Here is a 17,380-nt window from a genome sequence, read left to right as displayed (position 1 = left end):
TACCACTATTTTCTTCTACCTCTACGGTTACCGCCGCCGCCTTTATGTCCACCAGGTGCAGGACGTCCAGATGATTTCTGTCCTACGTTTGGAGAAAGGTCGCGATTTCCATAAACCATGCCTTTACAAATCCAGACTTTCACACCGATTAAACCGGTTTTAGTCAGGGCTTCTGCTAATGCGTAGTCGATATCGGCACGCAAAGTGTGAAGCGGTGTACGGCCGTCTTTATACATCTCAGAGCGCGCCATTTCTGCACCATTCAACCTACCTGAAACCAATACTTTGATTCCTTCGGCTCCCATTCTCATGGTGGATGCGATGGCCATTTTCACTGCCCTGCGGTAAGCAATCTTACCTTCGATCTGACGTGCAATGTTACTTGCTACGATCTTAGCATCGAGTTCAGGACGTTTGATCTCGAAAATGTTGATCTGTACCTCTTTACTGGTAAGTTTTTTCAGCTCTTCTTTCAGTTTGTCAACTTCCTGACCGCCTTTACCAATAATAATACCCGGACGTGAAGTATGAACGGTGATGGTAATCAGCTTCAAGGTACGTTCAATAACGATTCTTGAGATGCTGGCTTTGGCTAAACGAGCGTTCAGGTATTTCCTGATCTTCTGGTCTTCCACCAGCTTGTCGCCATAATTGTCACCACCGAACCAATTTGAGTCCCATCCTTTGATGAATCCCAAACGATTTGCTATCGGATTTACTTTTTGTCCCATCTGTATTAATTAAGATTTTCTTCAACAACACTTTCTTTACTATCTACGTAAATCGTTACATGGTTGGAACGTTTTCTGATACGGTGAGCACGGCCCTGGGGAGCCGGACGTAATCTCTTCAGAATACGACCTGAATCAACCATGATTCGAGATACATAAAGTTCACTTTCTTCTAAACGAACTCCTTCGTTTTTAGCCTGCCAATTGGCAATGGCTGAAAGCAGAAGTTTCTCTACCCTGCCTGATGCTTCCTTCGAAGAGAATTTCAAAACGTCGAGCGCTTTGTTTACCTCCATGCCACGAATCATATCGGCCACCAGTCTCATCTTACGAGGAGAGGTTGGGCAGTTTTTTAAAACAGCAAAATATTGTTGCTTTTTTTCTTCTTTTCTTTTTTCAGCTGCTAGTCTTTTTCTGGCACCCATTGTACTTACTTTTTAAATTTTAAATGCCTTATCTTTTCTTATTACCAGCATGCCCCCTGAAAGTGCGGGTCGGAGCAAATTCACCCAAACGGTGTCCCACCATGTTTTCGGTGACGTAAACCGGGATAAACTTGTTTCCGTTATGTACTGCAATAGTATGTCCTACAAAGTCAGGAGAAATTACTGATGCCCTGGCCCATGTTTTCACTACCGATTTTTTGTTGGTATCATTCATCGCCAACACCTTGTTTTCAAGCTTGAAATCGATAAAAGGACCTTTTTTTAATGAACGACTCATAATTATTCCTCTTTACTATTTTTTCCTACGTTCTACAATATACTTGTTGGAAGCTTTCTTCTTATAACGGGTTTTGTACCCTTTAGCAAGCATACCTTTACGCGATCTTGGATGTCCTCCTGAAGACCGGCCTTCACCACCACCCATTGGGTGATCAACCGGGTTCATAACAACACCACGTACGCGTGGTCTTCTTCCCAACCAACGAGAGCGACCGGCTTTACCCGATTTCTCAATGTTGTGTTCAGTATTTCCAACTGTACCTACTGTAGCCCTGCAGGTTGTAAGTACCATACGAGTTTCGCCTGACGGCAATTTCAAAATTGCATATTTACCGTCACGTGAGGTCAATTGTGCATAAGTGCCTGCACTACGAGCCATGATGCCACCCTGGCCAGGGTAAAGCTCAATGTTGTGTACCAAAGTACCCAGAGGTATTTCGGCCAGGGGAAGTGTATTGCCTACTTCAGGTTCTACACCGGTTCCACTTTTCACCGTTTGACCAACTTGCAACCCGTTAGGCGCAACGATGTAACGCTTCTCACCGTCTTCGTACTGAAGAAGTGCGATGCGTGCAGTACGGTTTGGATCGTACTGAATGGAATCGACAACAGCTGCAACACCGTCTTTATCGCGTTTGAAGTCGATAATACGGTATTTGCGTTTATGTCCCCCGCCTATATATCTCATTGTCATTCGTCCCTGGTTGTTACGACCACCGGACTTTTTGATGGGCTCCAACAATGATTTCTCAGGCGTAGATGCAGTAATGGTATCAAAAGCACCAATAATTTTGTGCCTTTGACCCGGAGTTACTGGTTTTAATTTTCTTACTGCCATTTTATATTAGATATTACTATAAAAGTCAATACTATCTCCTTCTACCAAAGTAACAATTGCTTTTTTGTAAGCAGATGTTTTTCCGGTGATGATACCGCCTTTGGTATATCTCGATTTCACTTTGCCGCCATAAACCATGGTATTCACATTTTCAACCGTCACATTATAAAGGCTTTCAACGGCCTTTTTAATTTGCGGTTTACTTGCTCTGCGATCTACCACAAAACCGTAACGGTTAAAACGCTCCGACTGGTCGGTCATTTTTTCTGTAACTAATGGTTTTACTAAAATATCCATCTTCTTTTTCCGTTAAAGTTTAAATGCTTCTTCAATTTTCGCAACAGATCCTTCACAAAGTACAATTGTTTTTGCGTTAAGAATCTGATAAGTATTTAACTCAGAAGCAGTTACAACCGATACGTCCTGTAAATTTCTGGAGGACAAATATATGTTATTATTTTCAGCCGGTAAAACGAAAAGTGCCTTTTTTTCAGCTATTTGCAGATTGCTTTTCAAGGCTACCATTTCTTTTGTTTTTGGAGCTTCGAAATTGAAATCTTCCAAAACCAAAATGCTTTTTTCGCTTGCTTTGTAAGTCAAAGCCGATTTACGGGCCAATTGCTTCACTTTTTTGTTCAGCTTGAAGCCATAAGTACGCGGACGCGGGCCAAAAATTGTACCACCACCACGGAATACAGGCGACTTAATGCTACCTGCACGTGCAGTACCGGTTCCTTTCTGACGTTTGATTTTACGGGTACTTCCGGCAATCTCACCACGTTCCTTGCTCTTGCTTGTTCCCTGGCGCTGATTTGCCATGTATTGTTTTACATCCAAATAAATGGCGTGGTCGCTGGGCTCAATACCGAAAATCTGGTCGCTTAAAGTGACTTTTCTTCCGGTCTCTTTTCCTTCTATATTCAGTACGCTTAGTTCCATTGCTTTCTAATAATTATGTATGAACCTTTGGCTCCAGGTACTGAACCTTTTACCACAATTACATTCTTCTCAGGAATTACTTTCAATACTTCCAGGTTTTCGATAGTTACGGTTTTGTTACCGTCTCTACCTGCCATGCGCATTCCTTTGAAAACACGTGAAGGCCATGAAGAAGCTCCGATAGAACCGGGTGCTCTCAGCCTGTTGTGCTGACCGTGTGTGGCATCGTTTACCCCACGGAAATTGTGTCTTTTAACTACGCCCTGGAAGCCTTTTCCTTTTGATACTCCAACGATATCAACGTAATCTTTTTCCTGGAAAATAGTTACGTCGATTTCCTGTCCGAGTTCAAACTCTTCCTGATAGGTGTTATGAAACTCTACTACTTTGCGCTTTGGCGAAGTTCCGGCCTTTTTAAAGTGCCCTACTTCTGCTTTGGTGGCGTGCTTGTCTTTTTTGTCGCCATAAGCTAACTGAAGCGCTTCGTAGCCGTCGGTCTCTTGGGTCTTCACTTGTGTAACAACACAAGGTCCGGCCTCAATCACAGTGCATGGGATGTTTTTCCCCTCAACACTGAATACGGATGTCATTCCGATTTTTTTTCCAATAATACCAGCCATTTTTTCGACTACTTTAGATTATCAAACTTTAATTTCTACTTCGACGCCACTGGGAAGTTCCAGCTTCATTAATGCGTCAATTGTTTTTGCGGTTGAGCTGTAGATGTCGATCAAACGTTTGTATGAAGACAACTGAAATTGTTCCCTCGATTTTTTATTTACGAAGGTTGAACGCAAAACTGTGAAAACCCTGCGGTGAGTAGGAAGTGGAATAGGACCACTTACTACAGCACCCGTAGTTTTTACGGTTTTAACGATTTTCTCAGCCGACTTGTCCACCAAGTTGTGATCGTACGATTTCAGCTTAATCCTGATCTTCTGACTCATAAGAGAAAATTGTTATAATTATTATAATAAATCAACTTTTCCATTACACTCTGCCAATACTTTTTCAGCAAGGCTACGAGGCACTTCCTGATAATGGCTGAATTCCATTGAAGAAGTAGCACGTCCTGAAGAAAGTGTACGCAATACAGTTACGTAACCAAATTGTTCTGACAGCGGTACTTTTGCATTGATAACTTTAGCGTTACCTTTTGTTTCCATACCGGCAACTTCACCACGACGACGGTTAAGGTCGCCAATGATATCACCCATATATTCTTCCGGAGTAACGATCTCCAGTTTCATGATCGGTTCCAACAGTACAGGTTTCGCTTTCGAAGTTGCGCTCTTGAATGCCTGACGGGCACAAATTTCGAACGACAACTGATCCGAGTCAACCGCGTGGAACGAACCATCAAGCAGTGTCACTTTCAGGCTGTCAACCGGGAAACCGGCCAACGGACCATTTGAAAGAGCGTCTTTAAATCCTTTTTCAACAGAAGGAATAAATTCGCGTGGAATACGTCCACCTTTTACCTCGTCAACGAATTGAAGACCAACATGACCTTCCGGAGCGGGTTCAACACGAACGATGATATCAGCAAATTTACCACGTCCACCGGTTTGTTTTTTGAATACTTCGCGTAATTCAACCGAATTGGAGATGGCTTCTTTGTAAGCAACCTGTGGCGCCCCCTGGTTACATTCTACTTTGAATTCGCGTTTCAAACGGTCAACCAGAATTTCAAGGTGAAGCTCACCCATACCACGAATAACAGTCTGTCCTGAATCCGGGTCAGTGTTTACTACGAAAGTTGGATCTTCTTCAGCCAGTTTTGCCAAACCATTTGACAGTTTGTCCACATCTTTCTGTGACTTTGGCTCTACAGCGATACCAATTACCGGTTCCGGGAAATCCATGCTTTCCAGTACAATTGGGTTTTTAATATCAGACAAAGTGTCACCTGTACGAATATCTTTAAAACCTACAGCTGCACAGATATCGCCTGCTTCGATCTCGTCTTTCGGATTCTGCTTGTTAGAGTGCATCTGGTACAAACGTGAGATACGTTCCTTCTTCCCGGTGCGTGAATTGAAAACCGAATCACCACCATGCAAAGTACCTGAATATACACGAATGTAAGCCAAACGACCTACAAACGGGTCGGTAGCGATTTTAAATGCAAGCGCTGCCAGTGGCTCATCAGCATTGGCCGTACGAACAACTTCTTTGTCAGTGTCCGGGTTAATACCTTTGATTTCGCCTTTATCCAACGGACTTGGCAAGAATTCGCAAACAGCATCCAGCAAACGCTGAACACCTTTATTTTTGAAGGCTGATCCACACAACATCGGAATAATGATTCCTTTCAAAGTTGCTTTACGAATCACTGCCAGCATTTCTTCTTTGGTGATAGAATCCGGATCTTCGAAATAACGTTCCATCAACTCATCGTCAACTTCTGCCACCGATTCAACCAGTTTTTCTTTCCACTCTTCAGCCTGTTCTACCAGGTCAGCAGGAATATCTTCAAGAGCGTATCTTGTACCTGTGTTTTCGTCGTCGTACCAACGTACGGCTTTCATTTCTACCAGGTCGATAACGCCTTCGAATTTCTCTTCAGCTCCAATCGGAATCTGAACAGGAACCGGATTCGCACCGAGTTTTTCTTTGATATCGTTGTATACATTAAAGAAATCAGCCCCTTGACGGTCCATTTTATTTACAAAAGCAATCCTCGGAACGCCGTATTTCTCAGCCTGACGCCAAACGGTTTCCGACTGTGCTTCTACACCACCAACGGCACAGAAAAGAGCCACAGTACCATCAAGAATCCTCAGCGAACGCTCTACCTCTACAGTAAAGTCAACGTGTCCGGGAGTATCAATGATGTTGATTTTGTGCTCGATATCTTTGTGGTTCCAGAAAGTTGTTGTTGCAGCCGAAGTAATCGTAATACCTCTCTCCTGCTCTTGCTCCATCCAGTCCATAGTTGCAGAACCATCGTGGGTTTCCCCTAAACGGTGAGTCAAACCAGTATAGAAAAGAATCCTTTCTGAAACGGTTGTTTTTCCGGCGTCGATGTGCGCCATGATACCGATATTCCTTGTATATTTCAGATCTTGTTTAGCCATTTTTTAAACCAATTTTCTAATCAAATTTTACCAAAATACTATATCTCTAAACTAGAATCTGAAATGCGCGAATGCACGGTTTGCTTCAGCCATTCTGTGGGTATCTTCTTTCTTCTTGTAAGCTCCACCCTCTTCGTTGAAAGCAGCAATAATTTCTGCAGACAACTTATCGGCCATTGATTTGCCTGAACGTTTCCGGGCAAATAATATCATATTCTTGATACTGATTGAAGTTTTTCTTTCCGCACGAATTTCCATCGGAACCTGGAAAGTAGCACCACCAACACGGCGGCTTTTAACCTCAACAGCAGGAGTAATATTCTCCAATGCTTTTTTCCAAACATCAAGCGGTGCAACTTCAGAGTCTTTCATACGTTTTTCGATCATACTCATTGTATCATAGAAAATAGTGTATGCAGTTGACTTCTTTCCGTCCACCATCAGGTCGTTGACAAACCGGGTTACCAAAACGTCATTAAATTTCGGATCCGGCAATAAATGTCTCTTCTTTGGTTTTGCTTTTCTCATTTTAAAACTTCTTTTAGTGTTATCTAAATTGGTTGCCCGTAGGCGGTCTTCAGTTCATCTCCGGAAGACATTAGAGAGATTTCCTTACTCAACCAAACCACTAATAAATAACAGTGTTAATTACTTTTTCTTACTTCTTGTCTTTCGGTCTCTTGGCACCGTATTTCGAACGACGTTGTGTACGTCCTTCAACACCAGCGGTATCGAGTGCACCACGAATTAAGTGGTAACGTACCCCCGGAAGGTCTTTTACCCTACCTCCACGAACCAGCACAATTGAGTGCTCCTGCAGGTTGTGTCCTTCTCCGGGAATGTAAGCATTCACCTCTTTACCATTAGTTAACCTTACCCTGGCTACTTTACGCATTGCCGAGTTAGGTTTTTTAGGAGTGGTGGTATAAACACGCACACATACACCACGACGTTGTGGGCATGAATCCAAGGCCGGAGACTTGCTTGTCTCAACCTTGCTTTGTCTTCCTTTTCTAACTAACTGTTGAATAGTTGGCATAAATACCTGTTTTTTATATAGTTAATAATCAATTCGCAAAACGGACTGCAAAAGTATGCAAAAATCCTTAATTATCAATTGCTTCTAGTGGGAAATGCATAGTATTCCCCAAAAACGGCTCGCAAAAGTACGCATTTTAATTTATCTGCAATACATTTTCAGCTTTTTTTTGAAAAAATTAAGATTGAAAGCAATTGAGAAAGAGAAGATTGAAGCGGGATGGCGAAAGCCTGAAGCGGGATGTTGGAAGATAAAAGTTGCGAGAATCAATGACGACTGGGGATGAACGAATGATGATGTCAGACGGTATTCAAAAACCAAGACTCATCGACCACACACTACACTTTTCCTCGTGCAATCTTGTACATGAGAAGAGGCCGATCTATCTGAAAATATTGAATCCCTTCAAACTATTCTTTTACAGAACGAATCAGTAAATAATTCAGAAACACTCATATAAACATGGAAACAACACTTGCAACAATATCCGGGAAATCAAAAGTAAGCACTTTTAAAATTAGCTCATAAACAATCATTTCGGTTGTAATATAAACAGAAATAGAAGTATTTGCAGGAATTTACTTTCTTTTAAAATAAACTCAAAAAGATAAGTTAGTGGAAAAAAGATAAGTTGCTAATTGATCTTTCACAAAAGCTATTTAGCAAATAGTACCAAATTGCAAATACCGAGAAACTAATTTAGACATAAAAAAAATGATTGTAAATAAAAACAGATAAATTATATAGCGAGTGAATTACAAATACAACAAAAAACGCATTTTCTCTCCTATACCTACCAAGATAATATGCCAGAGCTAACACAATCCCACCCAAATAGGTGATAAAAAAATAGCCCAAACTATATGTATGACTTAATGCAAATACTGTACTAGATAGCAATAATGCGAGACAAATGTTCTTTCTTGGCCTTTTTATTATCTTTCGTATAGCCTCGATTACTAGCAATTGAAATAACAGTGTTTCAACGATGGGAGCCAAAAATACTGTTAACAGAACATCATGTAATAAACTCTCACTGATAATTGGATCTGCCATTTCTGGTTCCGGTAAAAAAGTAGTAATAACCCCTAACAAAAATGAAAAACCAAATAATATTAAAATAAATTTATGTGTCCGGACTCTAAGTAGGTAACTAATGAATAAAGCAGGATTAAACTGTTTTTGCACTTTTCTTGTTTTTTATATAATGATAAGACGCCAAATATATTATTAGTACGTTTGTTACATATTGAGATAATTTAATTGATGTTTGGGTGCCAAAAACTATGTCCTTCACATGATATCCTAAATATAAAATAAGCGTCGACAGAACAAAACAGAGTAGTCTGGTTGAATTGCTATTTGGAAATTCTTCCTTATCTTTTGACAAAACCATAATCATCAATCCTAAATTAGAGAATAGAATCCTAATACTATAGTATGGCTCAATGTTAACTATTTTAATAAAACTTAGCAAAAACAAAACCATGACCAAAATTAAACCAACATATTTAAATTTGTAGGAAAAAATTACGACAAAAAGCTCCTTTTTCTTTGTTTCAATAAAAACTAGTATTGAACTGACGATTATTATTGTTAACAAAAATATTATATACATTTTAAGATCAAAATTACCTAGTCAATATAGAATGGTGAATCCAAAAATAAAATCCACCATTCTCTTTAAAATTTTTAATAATCAAAGATTAATGAAAATCTTGTAGTGCATTATACATCGCCTGTCCTTCCGGCGACTGTAAACTATCTTCCCAATCTGCTATAACTTCAGCAATAGCTCCCAATATTTTACCTGTCCAATTCCATGCTGGAGCACCGCCATTTATATTTTGTACTTCGTTTTTGGTTAAATCAATCATTTCTATCATGATAATTAAACTTTAGTATTAATGGTTATAAGTTTCTTCGAATCCTTCAACAAAATCATTGTAGCATTGCTCTACTCCTTCATACACAAGTTCTGCTGCAAGTGCTGCAAGGTGTGCATAAACCAATCTAATCCATCCTCCATTTGCGTCCTTCAATTCCTCACTGTCCAGTTCAACGACTCCAAGCAAGTTTAAATCTAATGTCTTTTCCATGATTTTTAATTTTTGTGAGTTAATAAATTAAAACTTAATATGAGTATCGCGACAAACTCATTTACAAGGATAACATATGCCACTCTCAAATTTTGACAGTGAGAAATCTTTTTCAACTAAAAATTGCAAATTTCCAAAGCCTCCGTTAACCTTTTTATAGTCTGACCGTGACAGTTCGCAAGAAAAAAAACCGCACAAAAAGTTTACTTCTTCGGTATAAACATAACTTTGATATACCAGGTTGTAATCTACCGGGGCGCCAAGTTCTTTAATGGTATCAACAATCCGGTAAATGGTTGATTCCGAAACATTGAGTTTTTCGGCTAAAGCTTTTGGGCTTCCTGTTGCTTTCAAACGAATTAACTGGTCAATCCGTTCGATCAATTCAATTTGATTAAACAGTTTTGTCATCTTTTAGAGGCTTTAGATTATAAATTTTGAGTATTGAGATTATTGGCGTCTCCGATTTCCCCCACTTTGGGGGAGATCAAGAAAGAGTCCGGCATCTGTTTCTGCCAAAGGTCAAAATATTTCCCCTGCTGCGCATACAATTCAGCATGGTTCCCCTGTTCAATTAATTTTCCATTTTCGAGCACAACAATATTGTCGGCCAAAAGAACAGTGCTTAGGCGGTGCGCAATAATAAGTATGGTTTTCCCTTCATCTTTCAATTGCTGAATAGTTTGCTGCACATGGTATTCGGCTTCACTGTCGAGCGAAGAGGTTGCTTCGTCCATAATAAGTATTTGAGGATTACGGTACAGGGCGCGGGCAATAGCAAGGCGTTGTTTTTGCCCGCCCGAAAGTGTTGCGCCATGTTCGCCAACCAAAGTATTAAAACCGGCGGGTAGCTTCTCGATAAAATCAATCATGCCCAACTGCCGGCAAATTTCGAGTACACGGGGCATATCAGGGGTAAATTCGCCTACTGCAATATTATCAATCACCCGCCCGGTAAACAGGTCCAGGTTTTGGGGGACAATGCCTACCACCTGCCTCAAGCTTTGGTTACTAAAATATTTTAGGTTGGTGTTGCCTATAAAAATTGTCCCCTCGGATAGTGGGTAAAGTTTTTGCAACAAGGCTGCAATGGTTGTTTTCCCCGAGCCACTTTCGCCAATAATGGCTGCAATTTCGCCTTGCTTAAAGGTGATATTAAACCCTTCAAAAACGTCAACCCTCGTGCCGTAACTAAACGATACATTATCAAAAACAATATCGCCTAACTGAGCTGTTGCAGCATCCACCAGGTCGTCGTCAGCTTCCTGCTCCAAGTCCATAATCTCAAACAAGCGGTCGGCAGCAATGGTCGCATTTTGGTAGGTTTTGTTCATACTAATAAGAGAAGATACCGGCCCGGTAAAATAACCAATAAGGGCGTAAAACGACATCAACTCTCCTGGCGTTATTTCCTGGCGTAATACAAATATACTACCTGCCCACAACAGTATAATAGTAAAAATACGACTGACAAACATGGATGAATTACCTGAAAAAACAGAATTCAACCCCGACTTATAGGCAGATTGCAAGAGGCTGATAAAACGAACTTCTGTTTTCAGGTTCGTGAATTCTTCAATACCAAGCTGTTTAATTGTCTTCTCAGAATTGATGGATTCAACCAACTGTGCTTCCAGATCGGCTGCCTGTTCCATTATTTTTCGCTCACGTTTTTTATTCAGGTAATTGGTTATTAAATAAATGGCAAGATACAAAGGGATTACGAGTAACATAATCAAGGCAAGTTTCCAGTTGTAAATAAACATCAATGAAAAGGCAAACACCACGATAAAAATGTTTACGATGAAACTGATCATTGTATCGTTTATAAATGCCCTGATTTTAACTGCGTCGTTTATCCGAGAAACAATTTCGCCGGTACGCATGGTGTCAAAAAAACGCTGCGGAAGCTTTAACAAGTGTTTGTAATAACCGAGTATCAAACGGGCATCAATCAATTGCCCTGTTTTTAAAACAAAGACAGTTTGCATGACGCCAATAAAAATCTGCAACAACAAGATGACAATCATTACCACACTTAAAAGTGTAAGTAGGTTATTATTTCCGTTTATCAATACATGATCGGTTATTTTCTGAATATAAATGGAGGTAGATAAACCGAGCACGGTAAAAATTACAGCCCCAAACAAGGCCTGCGCCAGCACTTTTTTATGTGGGTGCAACAAAAACATAAAACGCTTTAGGTTAGATACTTTCTCATTTCCGGCTTTAAAACCGCCCGAAGGAGAAAGAAGAATCAGTACGCCGGTCCATTCTTTATTGAATTCTTCTATCGCCTGCTTTTCCAGTTTCCCTGTACCCGGATCCATTTTTTCGACATAGGCCGGAGTTACCTTATAGATAACCACATAATGCTGTAGCTTTTCCTTAACAACAACATGGGCAATAGCCGGAAGAGGTATTTCCGGCAACGCATCGGGAGTTGCCCGAACGCCTTTGGCTGTCATCCCCATTTTTTCGGCAGCTTTAATCAGTCCCCAGGCATTGGTTCCTTTTTTATCTGTACCGGCCCATTGTCGTATTCTCGAAACCGGAAGTTTTAACCTGTAATGCGCTGCCACCGAGGCGAGGCAGGCAGCCCCGCAATCGGTAATATCACGTTGTTTAACCTTTATGTTCATGAGGGTAATTTTTATTCTGAAATGATTTTAGGGTTTAACCAATCGTCCGTTTTATCAAAAAGCAGCTGAGCCAATGTTCGCTTCGTGACTTTAAAACGGGCAGTAACCGTCAGCCCCTTTTTCAAGCTGCCTTTATATCCGTTTTTTAGTGAAAGATGAGATTGATCGAGGCTACTCCTAACTTTAAAAAAAGGCTGATTATTAACAACATAAATTTCATTTGATATCTCGATTATTCTCCCGGATGCCAGTCCCCACTGATTGTAATTGTAAGCATCGATCTGAAAAATTACAGGCATATAAACCTGAAGATATCCTATATCCTTTGGGGATACTAAATGTTCCGCAAGAATCTCTCCATCCGGACTTATTTCGGCAATGCTTTCTCCGGTTGTAACAAAACTCCCTACTTTTATTCCGGAATAATTGGTAATATGACCGGATTCGGGAGCTGTAATAATAAAATTCTTCTTATCGTTTTGTAAGTTCACAATTTCGCTCATATACTTCTTATTTTCCAAACGATAAGAAACGGCAAGGCTTTCCCATTCATTTCTGGTAGACTGGATGTAGTTCTTTAAGTCTTCTCTTATTTTATGAAGAGCAAATTCCTTTTCTTCCAATTCAGCAATAGGAATAACTTGCTTGTCAAAAAGCTGCTTCGCACGTGAATAAACTTTCTCCTGCAATCCGATATTTAAATTGTATTCCTTAAGCTTTTGACGATAACTAGAGTGAGTAGAACAAAATAAATCTGTTTCCAGTGCAGAATATTTATATTCCAACATACGAGATATATCATTCAAATAAGCCTCATTCTCGAGAATAAGATTTTCAATATGAACAATACGTTTCTCAATCTTTTCGTAATCAAGCCAAACCAGCGTATCTCCTTTTCGTACACTTTGGTTTTCCCTTAAAACCGTTTTCTTTACTTCGGCGACCACAGGTGAAACTATTGACACAGATTCAGAGGACGAACGAAAAATTCCCCGTCCCTGCACCGTAATCTCAGTCTTTATAAAAAACATAGAGACTATTACCAAACAGAATACTAACAATACAACAAAGTAAATTAAACGTGAATTTTTACTAAAACGTGAAAAATGACTTTCAACAGATGCTTTAATAATCTCTGGAGGAAATATGGGGTTCATATTATTTGATTTTTAGTGTTTTGGTTAGCAGATGCGTTGAAATTATAAAAAAAAATTAAACACGAATGCTCATATCCAACTTTTTTTCAATCTAAAAACCAAACATGAATTGGAAAAATATTGCAAACATTCCGAAAAATATCTGGTAGGGGCTAACAAAAGATGATACCCAATCAGATCACAACTAAACTTTTTTTTTGGATTCTAAGCCAACAATATTAAATTACTGAGCTATTATATGGTGCAATTTATACCGGCCGGCTATTACACATGAAGCTCACTATAGAGAAAAACGGTTAACCCAAATATTTGGATTATTCCTTACTCCTACCCAAGGCAATTCTCTCCGCATTAGTCCTGATTGTTTTACCTTTAACTAAATGCACAGTCCCTTCCTACATCAACGCCCTCCAGGAAAAACATTTGCCATTCCTGAAGGGCGTTGAGTTTATTTTAGACAGATAATCGATTACTGCATGTGCTCAATTGCTTCGGTGGCGGCAGCAAGAATTGGGTCGTTGGAAAGCGGCGTGCCTACCGCCTTTCTCATCCACTCAGCCGGGGTCAGCTGCCCCAGAGAAAAAATCCGTTCCACTTCGGCGGCAAACGGGTGCGACTTAAAATGTTCTTCCAGCTGGAAGTGAATCAAATGGCCGAACGCATAGTTAGGCAGGTACATCGGCGAATTGATCATGTGCGAGTAAATGGCCAGAATGGTCTGATCTTTCATCCCAAACACCGGTGCAAAATATTCGTTCCACACCGTTTTACTGATTTCCAGCGTGGCATTTTTCAGCTCTGTAGCCGTACATTCAGGATGCTCGTACATCCATTTCCACACTTGCATATCAACCAGTGAAACACCCATAATTTCATATACTGACCAGAAAATGTCGAGCGTTTTCAGGTAGTCTTTGTCCGGATTTTTGTCTTCGATATCCAGCAACTGAAGATCTCTTTGCTGAAAAACAAACGCCAGCGCTTCAGTAAAAGCGGTATTGGGAACGCCGTTCATCATGTAATACGGGACTTCGTGCAAAGAGATGGTTTGCTCCACATTGTGTCCAAATTCGTGAACGGCAATATTGTACCCTTTATAATCCATGCCATTCCCGGGAATGCGGGTACGCAGGTGGGCTTTTTCGTCCTTCATGGAAGCTCCCCATGCATGCCCCGAACCACGAGCCGGATCGGCCGTAATTTTTGAAGCGATGAATTCGGCTTTATCCTTTTCAAAACCCAGCTTTTGCAGCATGCTACCAAAATCGTTTTCGAGCGCCCGGGCATCCGGGTACTTCGAGCGCGTGATCGCATTCAGTTTCTCTTCCGAAATCGAACTACGCGATTTAAAACCGTCGTACCAAATGTCCCACGGTTGCAAGTCACGCCCCAGTCTGTTTTTTATGATTGTACCTACATCTTTCAACTGCGGAGAACCAAGAAATTCGCGAAAAAGCGTTTCCACCTCATCCTGCGGAATTTGCATCCCTCCCGAAAAGGCTCGTTTGATCGCCGTGTTCAACGCTGGGTTGTAGGCATCGAAGGCTTTCATCGCCCTGAAATTGTTAATGATTTGCTGGTAACGATCGTCGGGCTCAGGCGTTGCCTCCACTACCTGCCCGCTTTGATAAATTTTATTTTCTGACGGGTCCCAATTGAATTCTCCCGAGTTGATCACTTTCTCCGGGATCGACTGGTCAACAATTCGTTGCATAACCTGGTAAATCAGAGCTTGCTTTTCAAGCCCGTTCTCCCGATTGCCATAGTTAGCCTTGATTTCGTCGCGCAGGTTCCAGTGGCTCAACAGTACCATATCTTCAGGAAAAAGCGTTTCGCCATTCTTTCCCAGCAGGTGCCCCATGTAAATATTGTATTCAGCAATGTATGCTTCCGATTCGGCCGAAACTTTTGAGCTGTTCTGAATCAGTTCAGAAGGAACCCTCGAACTGAAAATATCCCCCATGCGGGCGTAACCCCATTCCAGGTCAGACCACTGTTTGCCTTGCTCGTTTTTTTCTTCCGTGGAATAAAACGGGAAGTTCAGCGCCACAAGAAAGGCTATTTTATTCTCGTAAAAATCGTTATTCAAATGGGCACTCGGGCTGTACGCCGCAAACATATGATCGACCGGGAACAGCTCGCCGGTCTGCAAATCGACATTTTTACGCAGGTCCAAGCTTATTTTATTGAAATGACCAAAAAGCGATTCGAAATAGTCGGACATTTTAACGAAAACAGCTTGCTTTTCGCTGGCGTCGCCCAAATAGTTGTTGGTGCAGAACGAAACAAACTCATCCGCAGAGCCATCGCTCGCACGCCACAGCGAAGCCGCATGACGAATTCCTTTTTCCATGTTTTGCCGGTCGGCCTCCGGAAACTTTTCAGCAATTTTCTCTATGGCGCCGCTAATCGCACTTTCAGCGACAACCATTTTTTCTTCAGACATTTGTTCTGTTTTATTTGTGCTACAGCCTGATAAGACTATCAGGGTCACGAAAATAATCAATATCGATTTCATACAAATCAGGATAAATATTCAAGACTAATTTAACAGGGCTAAAAATATAGATAATCAACAGTTTATACCTATGACTTTCTACAGCAAAAAGTTATTTACGGGAACTGACTGAAGTACATTACTATACAAAAGCTCCTCGGCAGTTCTCTGGATACGTTAGGATGGTTTGCAAATGAGATAAATGATTAATTGTTGAATAAAGATGCACCTATTCAAATCAAGGAATCTACTTTGAACTCTGAACTCTGAACCCTAAACTACTTCACCCGCTCGTTCCAAAGGGCTTTCAAAGGGTTGAAAAAGCGCTGAATTAAACGCAGGTCTTCGGTAATTACTTCGGCTTCGCCGGTAAGTTGATTTTGCATCTGAAGGTCCCGGTCGTAGTTTGTAACCAGCCCCCGGGGAAACTCAACTTCCACCATGTAAAAATTATCTTCGGGTACCAGCGAAACGCTTTTTACGACTCCGCGCACCAATCCAAATTCCATGTACGGATAGTTGTCGAACTTAACGTTTACATTGAGGCCTTCCTTCACTTTCCCCGAACCACGCACCGGCAATTCCAGTTTGCCGATCACTTTCCCCAGGTCGTCAGGAACGATGGTAAAAGCCCGGTCGCCCGCATTGATGTTCTGGTTCTGTGCGTAAAATTTATTGAACGAGACAGTCCCTTCAATCGGAGTGCGTATCAGATAGGTTAAAAACCAATCGCTAACCGCACTCTTTGTATTGTTAAAAGCTTCCAGCAAAGCCGATTCGTACTGAATTTTAAAATCCCGGAATTCCTTTTCATTTTCGATGACTTTCTGATCGAGCACACCAATATCAATCTGCTGCTGGGCCAAATCGGAGCGGATCTCATCCAGCTCTGATTTTTTCGACAACATTTCGGACTCGGCTTTTTCAAAATCGGTCGTAGCAATTACTTCTCCGGCAATCAGCTTCTTTTGCCGCTCATAATGACGCAATTTGAGCTGATATTCTTTATCCACCGCTTGTTTTCGCTCCCACATCCGGTCGTACAAAATGCGCGCATTTTTAGCCTGTTCGAGATACGACTCCTCCTTCAGCATGTAATAATTACGTTCGCTGAATTCCTTTAACTCCTGAAAACGGGTAAGAAACTGCGAATAATTTTCCTGAATCGGCCCCAGCTGCAATGTTTTGCTTAAATGAATGGCCGGAATAAAATTCAAGGTATCAAAGGCCGGCTGAAGATCGTTAATCAGTTGCTGCAACTGAAGCACATCGATGTAGTTGGCAGGATTCTCGATCAATGCGATAATGTCCCCGGCTTCCACTTTTTCCTTGTCGCTTACAAAAAGCTGGTCGATTTTACCGGTTGCCCGGGCTACCAAAGTTGCCGGCGGATTTTCAGTGGTTACCACAATTTTCGACCGCAATATATCGGGGTAATGAAATACAAAACTGAAAATGATGATCAGCGAAAAGATCGCAATAAACACAAGAATCCCATACCTCACCAAACGGGATGGAACTCCTCCGAGTATTTCCTGCACTTCGCCGGAACGGATTTCTATATTTTGTTTTTCGTCTGTCACGTTAAACTGTCAAATGGTAAAATTGTAAAATTGCTCTATTGTTACATTGA

At 41.1% G+C, this 17,380-nt stretch carries 19 protein-coding genes; all 19 read right to left on the bottom strand.

Translation table 11 applies throughout. The annotated features are described in order from the left end of the window. Nucleotides 1-5: 5 nt before the first annotated feature. The gene (gene rpsC, locus D1614_RS19680) at nt 6-731 is read right to left on the bottom strand and encodes a 30S ribosomal protein S3 (protein WP_119439696.1); all 726 of its coding nucleotides are present in this window, start codon (nt 729-731) and stop codon (nt 6-8) included. A 5-nt stretch (nt 732-736) separates the two neighbouring features. Then, the gene (gene rplV, locus D1614_RS19675; RefSeq protein WP_119439695.1) at nt 737-1,156 is read right to left on the bottom strand and encodes a 50S ribosomal protein L22; all 420 of its coding nucleotides are present in this window, start codon (nt 1,154-1,156) and stop codon (nt 737-739) included. 28 nt (nt 1,157-1,184) lie between these two features. Beyond that, on the bottom strand, nt 1,185-1,454 hold the full coding sequence (gene rpsS, locus D1614_RS19670) for a 30S ribosomal protein S19 (RefSeq protein WP_119439694.1): 270 nt from the start codon (nt 1,452-1,454) through the stop codon (nt 1,185-1,187). Nucleotides 1,455-1,469: 15 nt separating this feature from the next. Beyond that, the gene (gene rplB / locus D1614_RS19665) at nt 1,470-2,294 is read right to left on the bottom strand and encodes a 50S ribosomal protein L2 (protein WP_119439693.1); all 825 of its coding nucleotides are present in this window, start codon (nt 2,292-2,294) and stop codon (nt 1,470-1,472) included. Nucleotides 2,295-2,300: 6 nt separating this feature from the next. After that, nucleotides 2,301-2,591: a 50S ribosomal protein L23 gene (gene rplW / locus D1614_RS19660; RefSeq protein ID WP_119439692.1), complete on the bottom strand. Its 291-nt coding sequence runs from the start codon at nt 2,589-2,591 to the stop codon at nt 2,301-2,303. A gap of 12 nt (nt 2,592-2,603) precedes the next feature. After that, complete coding sequence (gene rplD / locus D1614_RS19655) at nt 2,604-3,233, bottom strand: 50S ribosomal protein L4 (protein ID WP_119439691.1); 630 nt, start codon at nt 3,231-3,233, stop codon at nt 2,604-2,606. Beyond that, entirely contained in the window at nt 3,224-3,853 is a 630-nt protein-coding gene (rplC, locus tag D1614_RS19650) for a 50S ribosomal protein L3 (RefSeq protein WP_119439690.1), read from the bottom strand. Before rplC ends, rplD begins: the two co-directional genes overlap by 10 nt. A 21-nt stretch (nt 3,854-3,874) precedes the next feature. Then, nucleotides 3,875-4,180 carry a 30S ribosomal protein S10 gene (rpsJ, locus tag D1614_RS19645; protein WP_038558987.1) on the bottom strand — a complete coding sequence of 102 codons (306 nt, stop codon included), beginning with the start codon at nt 4,178-4,180 and terminating at the stop codon, nt 3,875-3,877. Between the two features lie 21 nt (nt 4,181-4,201). Further along, nucleotides 4,202-6,313, bottom strand: a complete 2,112-nt coding sequence (fusA, locus tag D1614_RS19640; protein WP_119439689.1) for an elongation factor G — start codon at nt 6,311-6,313, stop codon at nt 4,202-4,204. Nucleotides 6,314-6,364: 51 nt separating this feature from the next. Then, a complete protein-coding gene (gene rpsG / locus D1614_RS19635; protein ID WP_119439688.1) occupies nt 6,365-6,841 on the bottom strand; it encodes a 30S ribosomal protein S7 in 477 nt (158 codons plus the stop codon). Between the two features lie 130 nt (nt 6,842-6,971). After that, nucleotides 6,972-7,352, bottom strand: coding sequence for a 30S ribosomal protein S12 (gene rpsL, locus D1614_RS19630; RefSeq protein ID WP_119439687.1), 381 nt, complete (start codon nt 7,350-7,352; stop codon nt 6,972-6,974). 699 nt (nt 7,353-8,051) lie between these two features. After that, nucleotides 8,052-8,408, bottom strand: coding sequence for a CPBP family intramembrane glutamic endopeptidase (locus D1614_RS26500; RefSeq protein WP_368077846.1), 357 nt, complete (start codon nt 8,406-8,408; stop codon nt 8,052-8,054). A 650-nt stretch (nt 8,409-9,058) separates the two neighbouring features. Beyond that, nucleotides 9,059-9,238, bottom strand: a complete 180-nt coding sequence (locus D1614_RS19610; RefSeq protein ID WP_119439683.1) for a hypothetical protein — start codon at nt 9,236-9,238, stop codon at nt 9,059-9,061. Between the two features lie 18 nt (nt 9,239-9,256). After that, on the bottom strand, nt 9,257-9,451 hold the full coding sequence (locus tag D1614_RS19605) for a hypothetical protein (RefSeq protein WP_119439682.1): 195 nt from the start codon (nt 9,449-9,451) through the stop codon (nt 9,257-9,259). 57 nt (nt 9,452-9,508) lie between these two features. After that, nucleotides 9,509-9,862: a helix-turn-helix domain-containing protein gene (locus tag D1614_RS19600; RefSeq protein ID WP_119439681.1), complete on the bottom strand. Its 354-nt coding sequence runs from the start codon at nt 9,860-9,862 to the stop codon at nt 9,509-9,511. Nucleotides 9,863-9,879: 17 nt separating this feature from the next. Further along, nucleotides 9,880-12,093: a peptidase domain-containing ABC transporter gene (locus D1614_RS19595; RefSeq protein WP_119439680.1), complete on the bottom strand. Its 2,214-nt coding sequence runs from the start codon at nt 12,091-12,093 to the stop codon at nt 9,880-9,882. An 11-nt stretch (nt 12,094-12,104) separates the two neighbouring features. Continuing rightward, nucleotides 12,105-13,250 (bottom strand): HlyD family secretion protein, encoded by a 1,146-nt coding sequence (locus D1614_RS19590; protein WP_119439679.1) that lies wholly within the window; start codon nt 13,248-13,250, stop codon nt 12,105-12,107. Nucleotides 13,251-13,719: 469 nt separating this feature from the next. Beyond that, on the bottom strand, nt 13,720-15,696 hold the full coding sequence (locus D1614_RS19585; RefSeq protein WP_241558138.1) for a gluzincin family metallopeptidase: 1,977 nt from the start codon (nt 15,694-15,696) through the stop codon (nt 13,720-13,722). A gap of 329 nt (nt 15,697-16,025) precedes the next feature. After that, nucleotides 16,026-17,330, bottom strand: coding sequence for an HlyD family secretion protein (locus D1614_RS19580; RefSeq protein WP_119439677.1), 1,305 nt, complete (start codon nt 17,328-17,330; stop codon nt 16,026-16,028). Nucleotides 17,331-17,380: the final 50 nt, after the last annotated feature.

It is taken from the genome of Maribellus luteus (assembly GCF_003576475.1).
In the GTDB taxonomy this organism is placed as follows: Bacteria; Bacteroidota; Bacteroidia; order Bacteroidales; family Prolixibacteraceae; genus Draconibacterium; species Draconibacterium luteum.
Note: the sequence above shows the minus strand (reverse complement) of the source record. Positions and strands in the feature narration are given on the sequence as shown.

Bases quoted from the DNA above. Each gene is read 5' to 3' on its own strand.
- rpsL (WP_119439687.1), bottom strand. From the start codon at position 7,352: ATGCCAACTATTCAACAGTTAGTTAGAAAAGGAAGACAAAGCAAGGTT.
- fusA (WP_119439689.1), bottom strand. From the start codon at position 6,313: ATGGCTAAACAAGATCTGAAATATACAAGGAATATCGGTATCATGGCG.
- D1614_RS26500 (WP_368077846.1), bottom strand. From the start codon at position 8,408: ATGGCAGATCCAATTATCAGTGAGAGTTTATTACATGATGTTCTGTTA.
- rpsS (WP_119439694.1), bottom strand. From the start codon at position 1,454: ATGAGTCGTTCATTAAAAAAAGGTCCTTTTATCGATTTCAAGCTTGAA.
- rpsC (WP_119439696.1), bottom strand. From the start codon at position 731: ATGGGACAAAAAGTAAATCCGATAGCAAATCGTTTGGGATTCATCAAA.
- D1614_RS19585 (WP_241558138.1), bottom strand. From the start codon at position 15,696: ATGTCTGAAGAAAAAATGGTTGTCGCTGAAAGTGCGATTAGCGGCGCC.
- D1614_RS19605 (WP_119439682.1), bottom strand. From the start codon at position 9,451: ATGGAAAAGACATTAGATTTAAACTTGCTTGGAGTCGTTGAACTGGAC.
- rplW (WP_119439692.1), bottom strand. From the start codon at position 2,591: ATGGATATTTTAGTAAAACCATTAGTTACAGAAAAAATGACCGACCAG.
- rplV (WP_119439695.1), bottom strand. From the start codon at position 1,156: ATGGGTGCCAGAAAAAGACTAGCAGCTGAAAAAAGAAAAGAAGAAAAA.
- D1614_RS19610 (WP_119439683.1), bottom strand. From the start codon at position 9,238: ATGATAGAAATGATTGATTTAACCAAAAACGAAGTACAAAATATAAAT.
- D1614_RS19595 (WP_119439680.1), bottom strand. From the start codon at position 12,093: ATGAACATAAAGGTTAAACAACGTGATATTACCGATTGCGGGGCTGCC.
- rplD (WP_119439691.1), bottom strand. From the start codon at position 3,233: ATGGAACTAAGCGTACTGAATATAGAAGGAAAAGAGACCGGAAGAAAA.
- rplB (WP_119439693.1), bottom strand. From the start codon at position 2,294: ATGGCAGTAAGAAAATTAAAACCAGTAACTCCGGGTCAAAGGCACAAA.
- D1614_RS19600 (WP_119439681.1), bottom strand. From the start codon at position 9,862: ATGACAAAACTGTTTAATCAAATTGAATTGATCGAACGGATTGACCAG.
- rplC (WP_119439690.1), bottom strand. From the start codon at position 3,853: ATGGCTGGTATTATTGGAAAAAAAATCGGAATGACATCCGTATTCAGT.
- rpsJ (WP_038558987.1), bottom strand. From the start codon at position 4,180: ATGAGTCAGAAGATCAGGATTAAGCTGAAATCGTACGATCACAACTTG.
- rpsG (WP_119439688.1), bottom strand. From the start codon at position 6,841: ATGAGAAAAGCAAAACCAAAGAAGAGACATTTATTGCCGGATCCGAAA.
- D1614_RS19590 (WP_119439679.1), bottom strand. From the start codon at position 13,250: ATGAACCCCATATTTCCTCCAGAGATTATTAAAGCATCTGTTGAAAGT.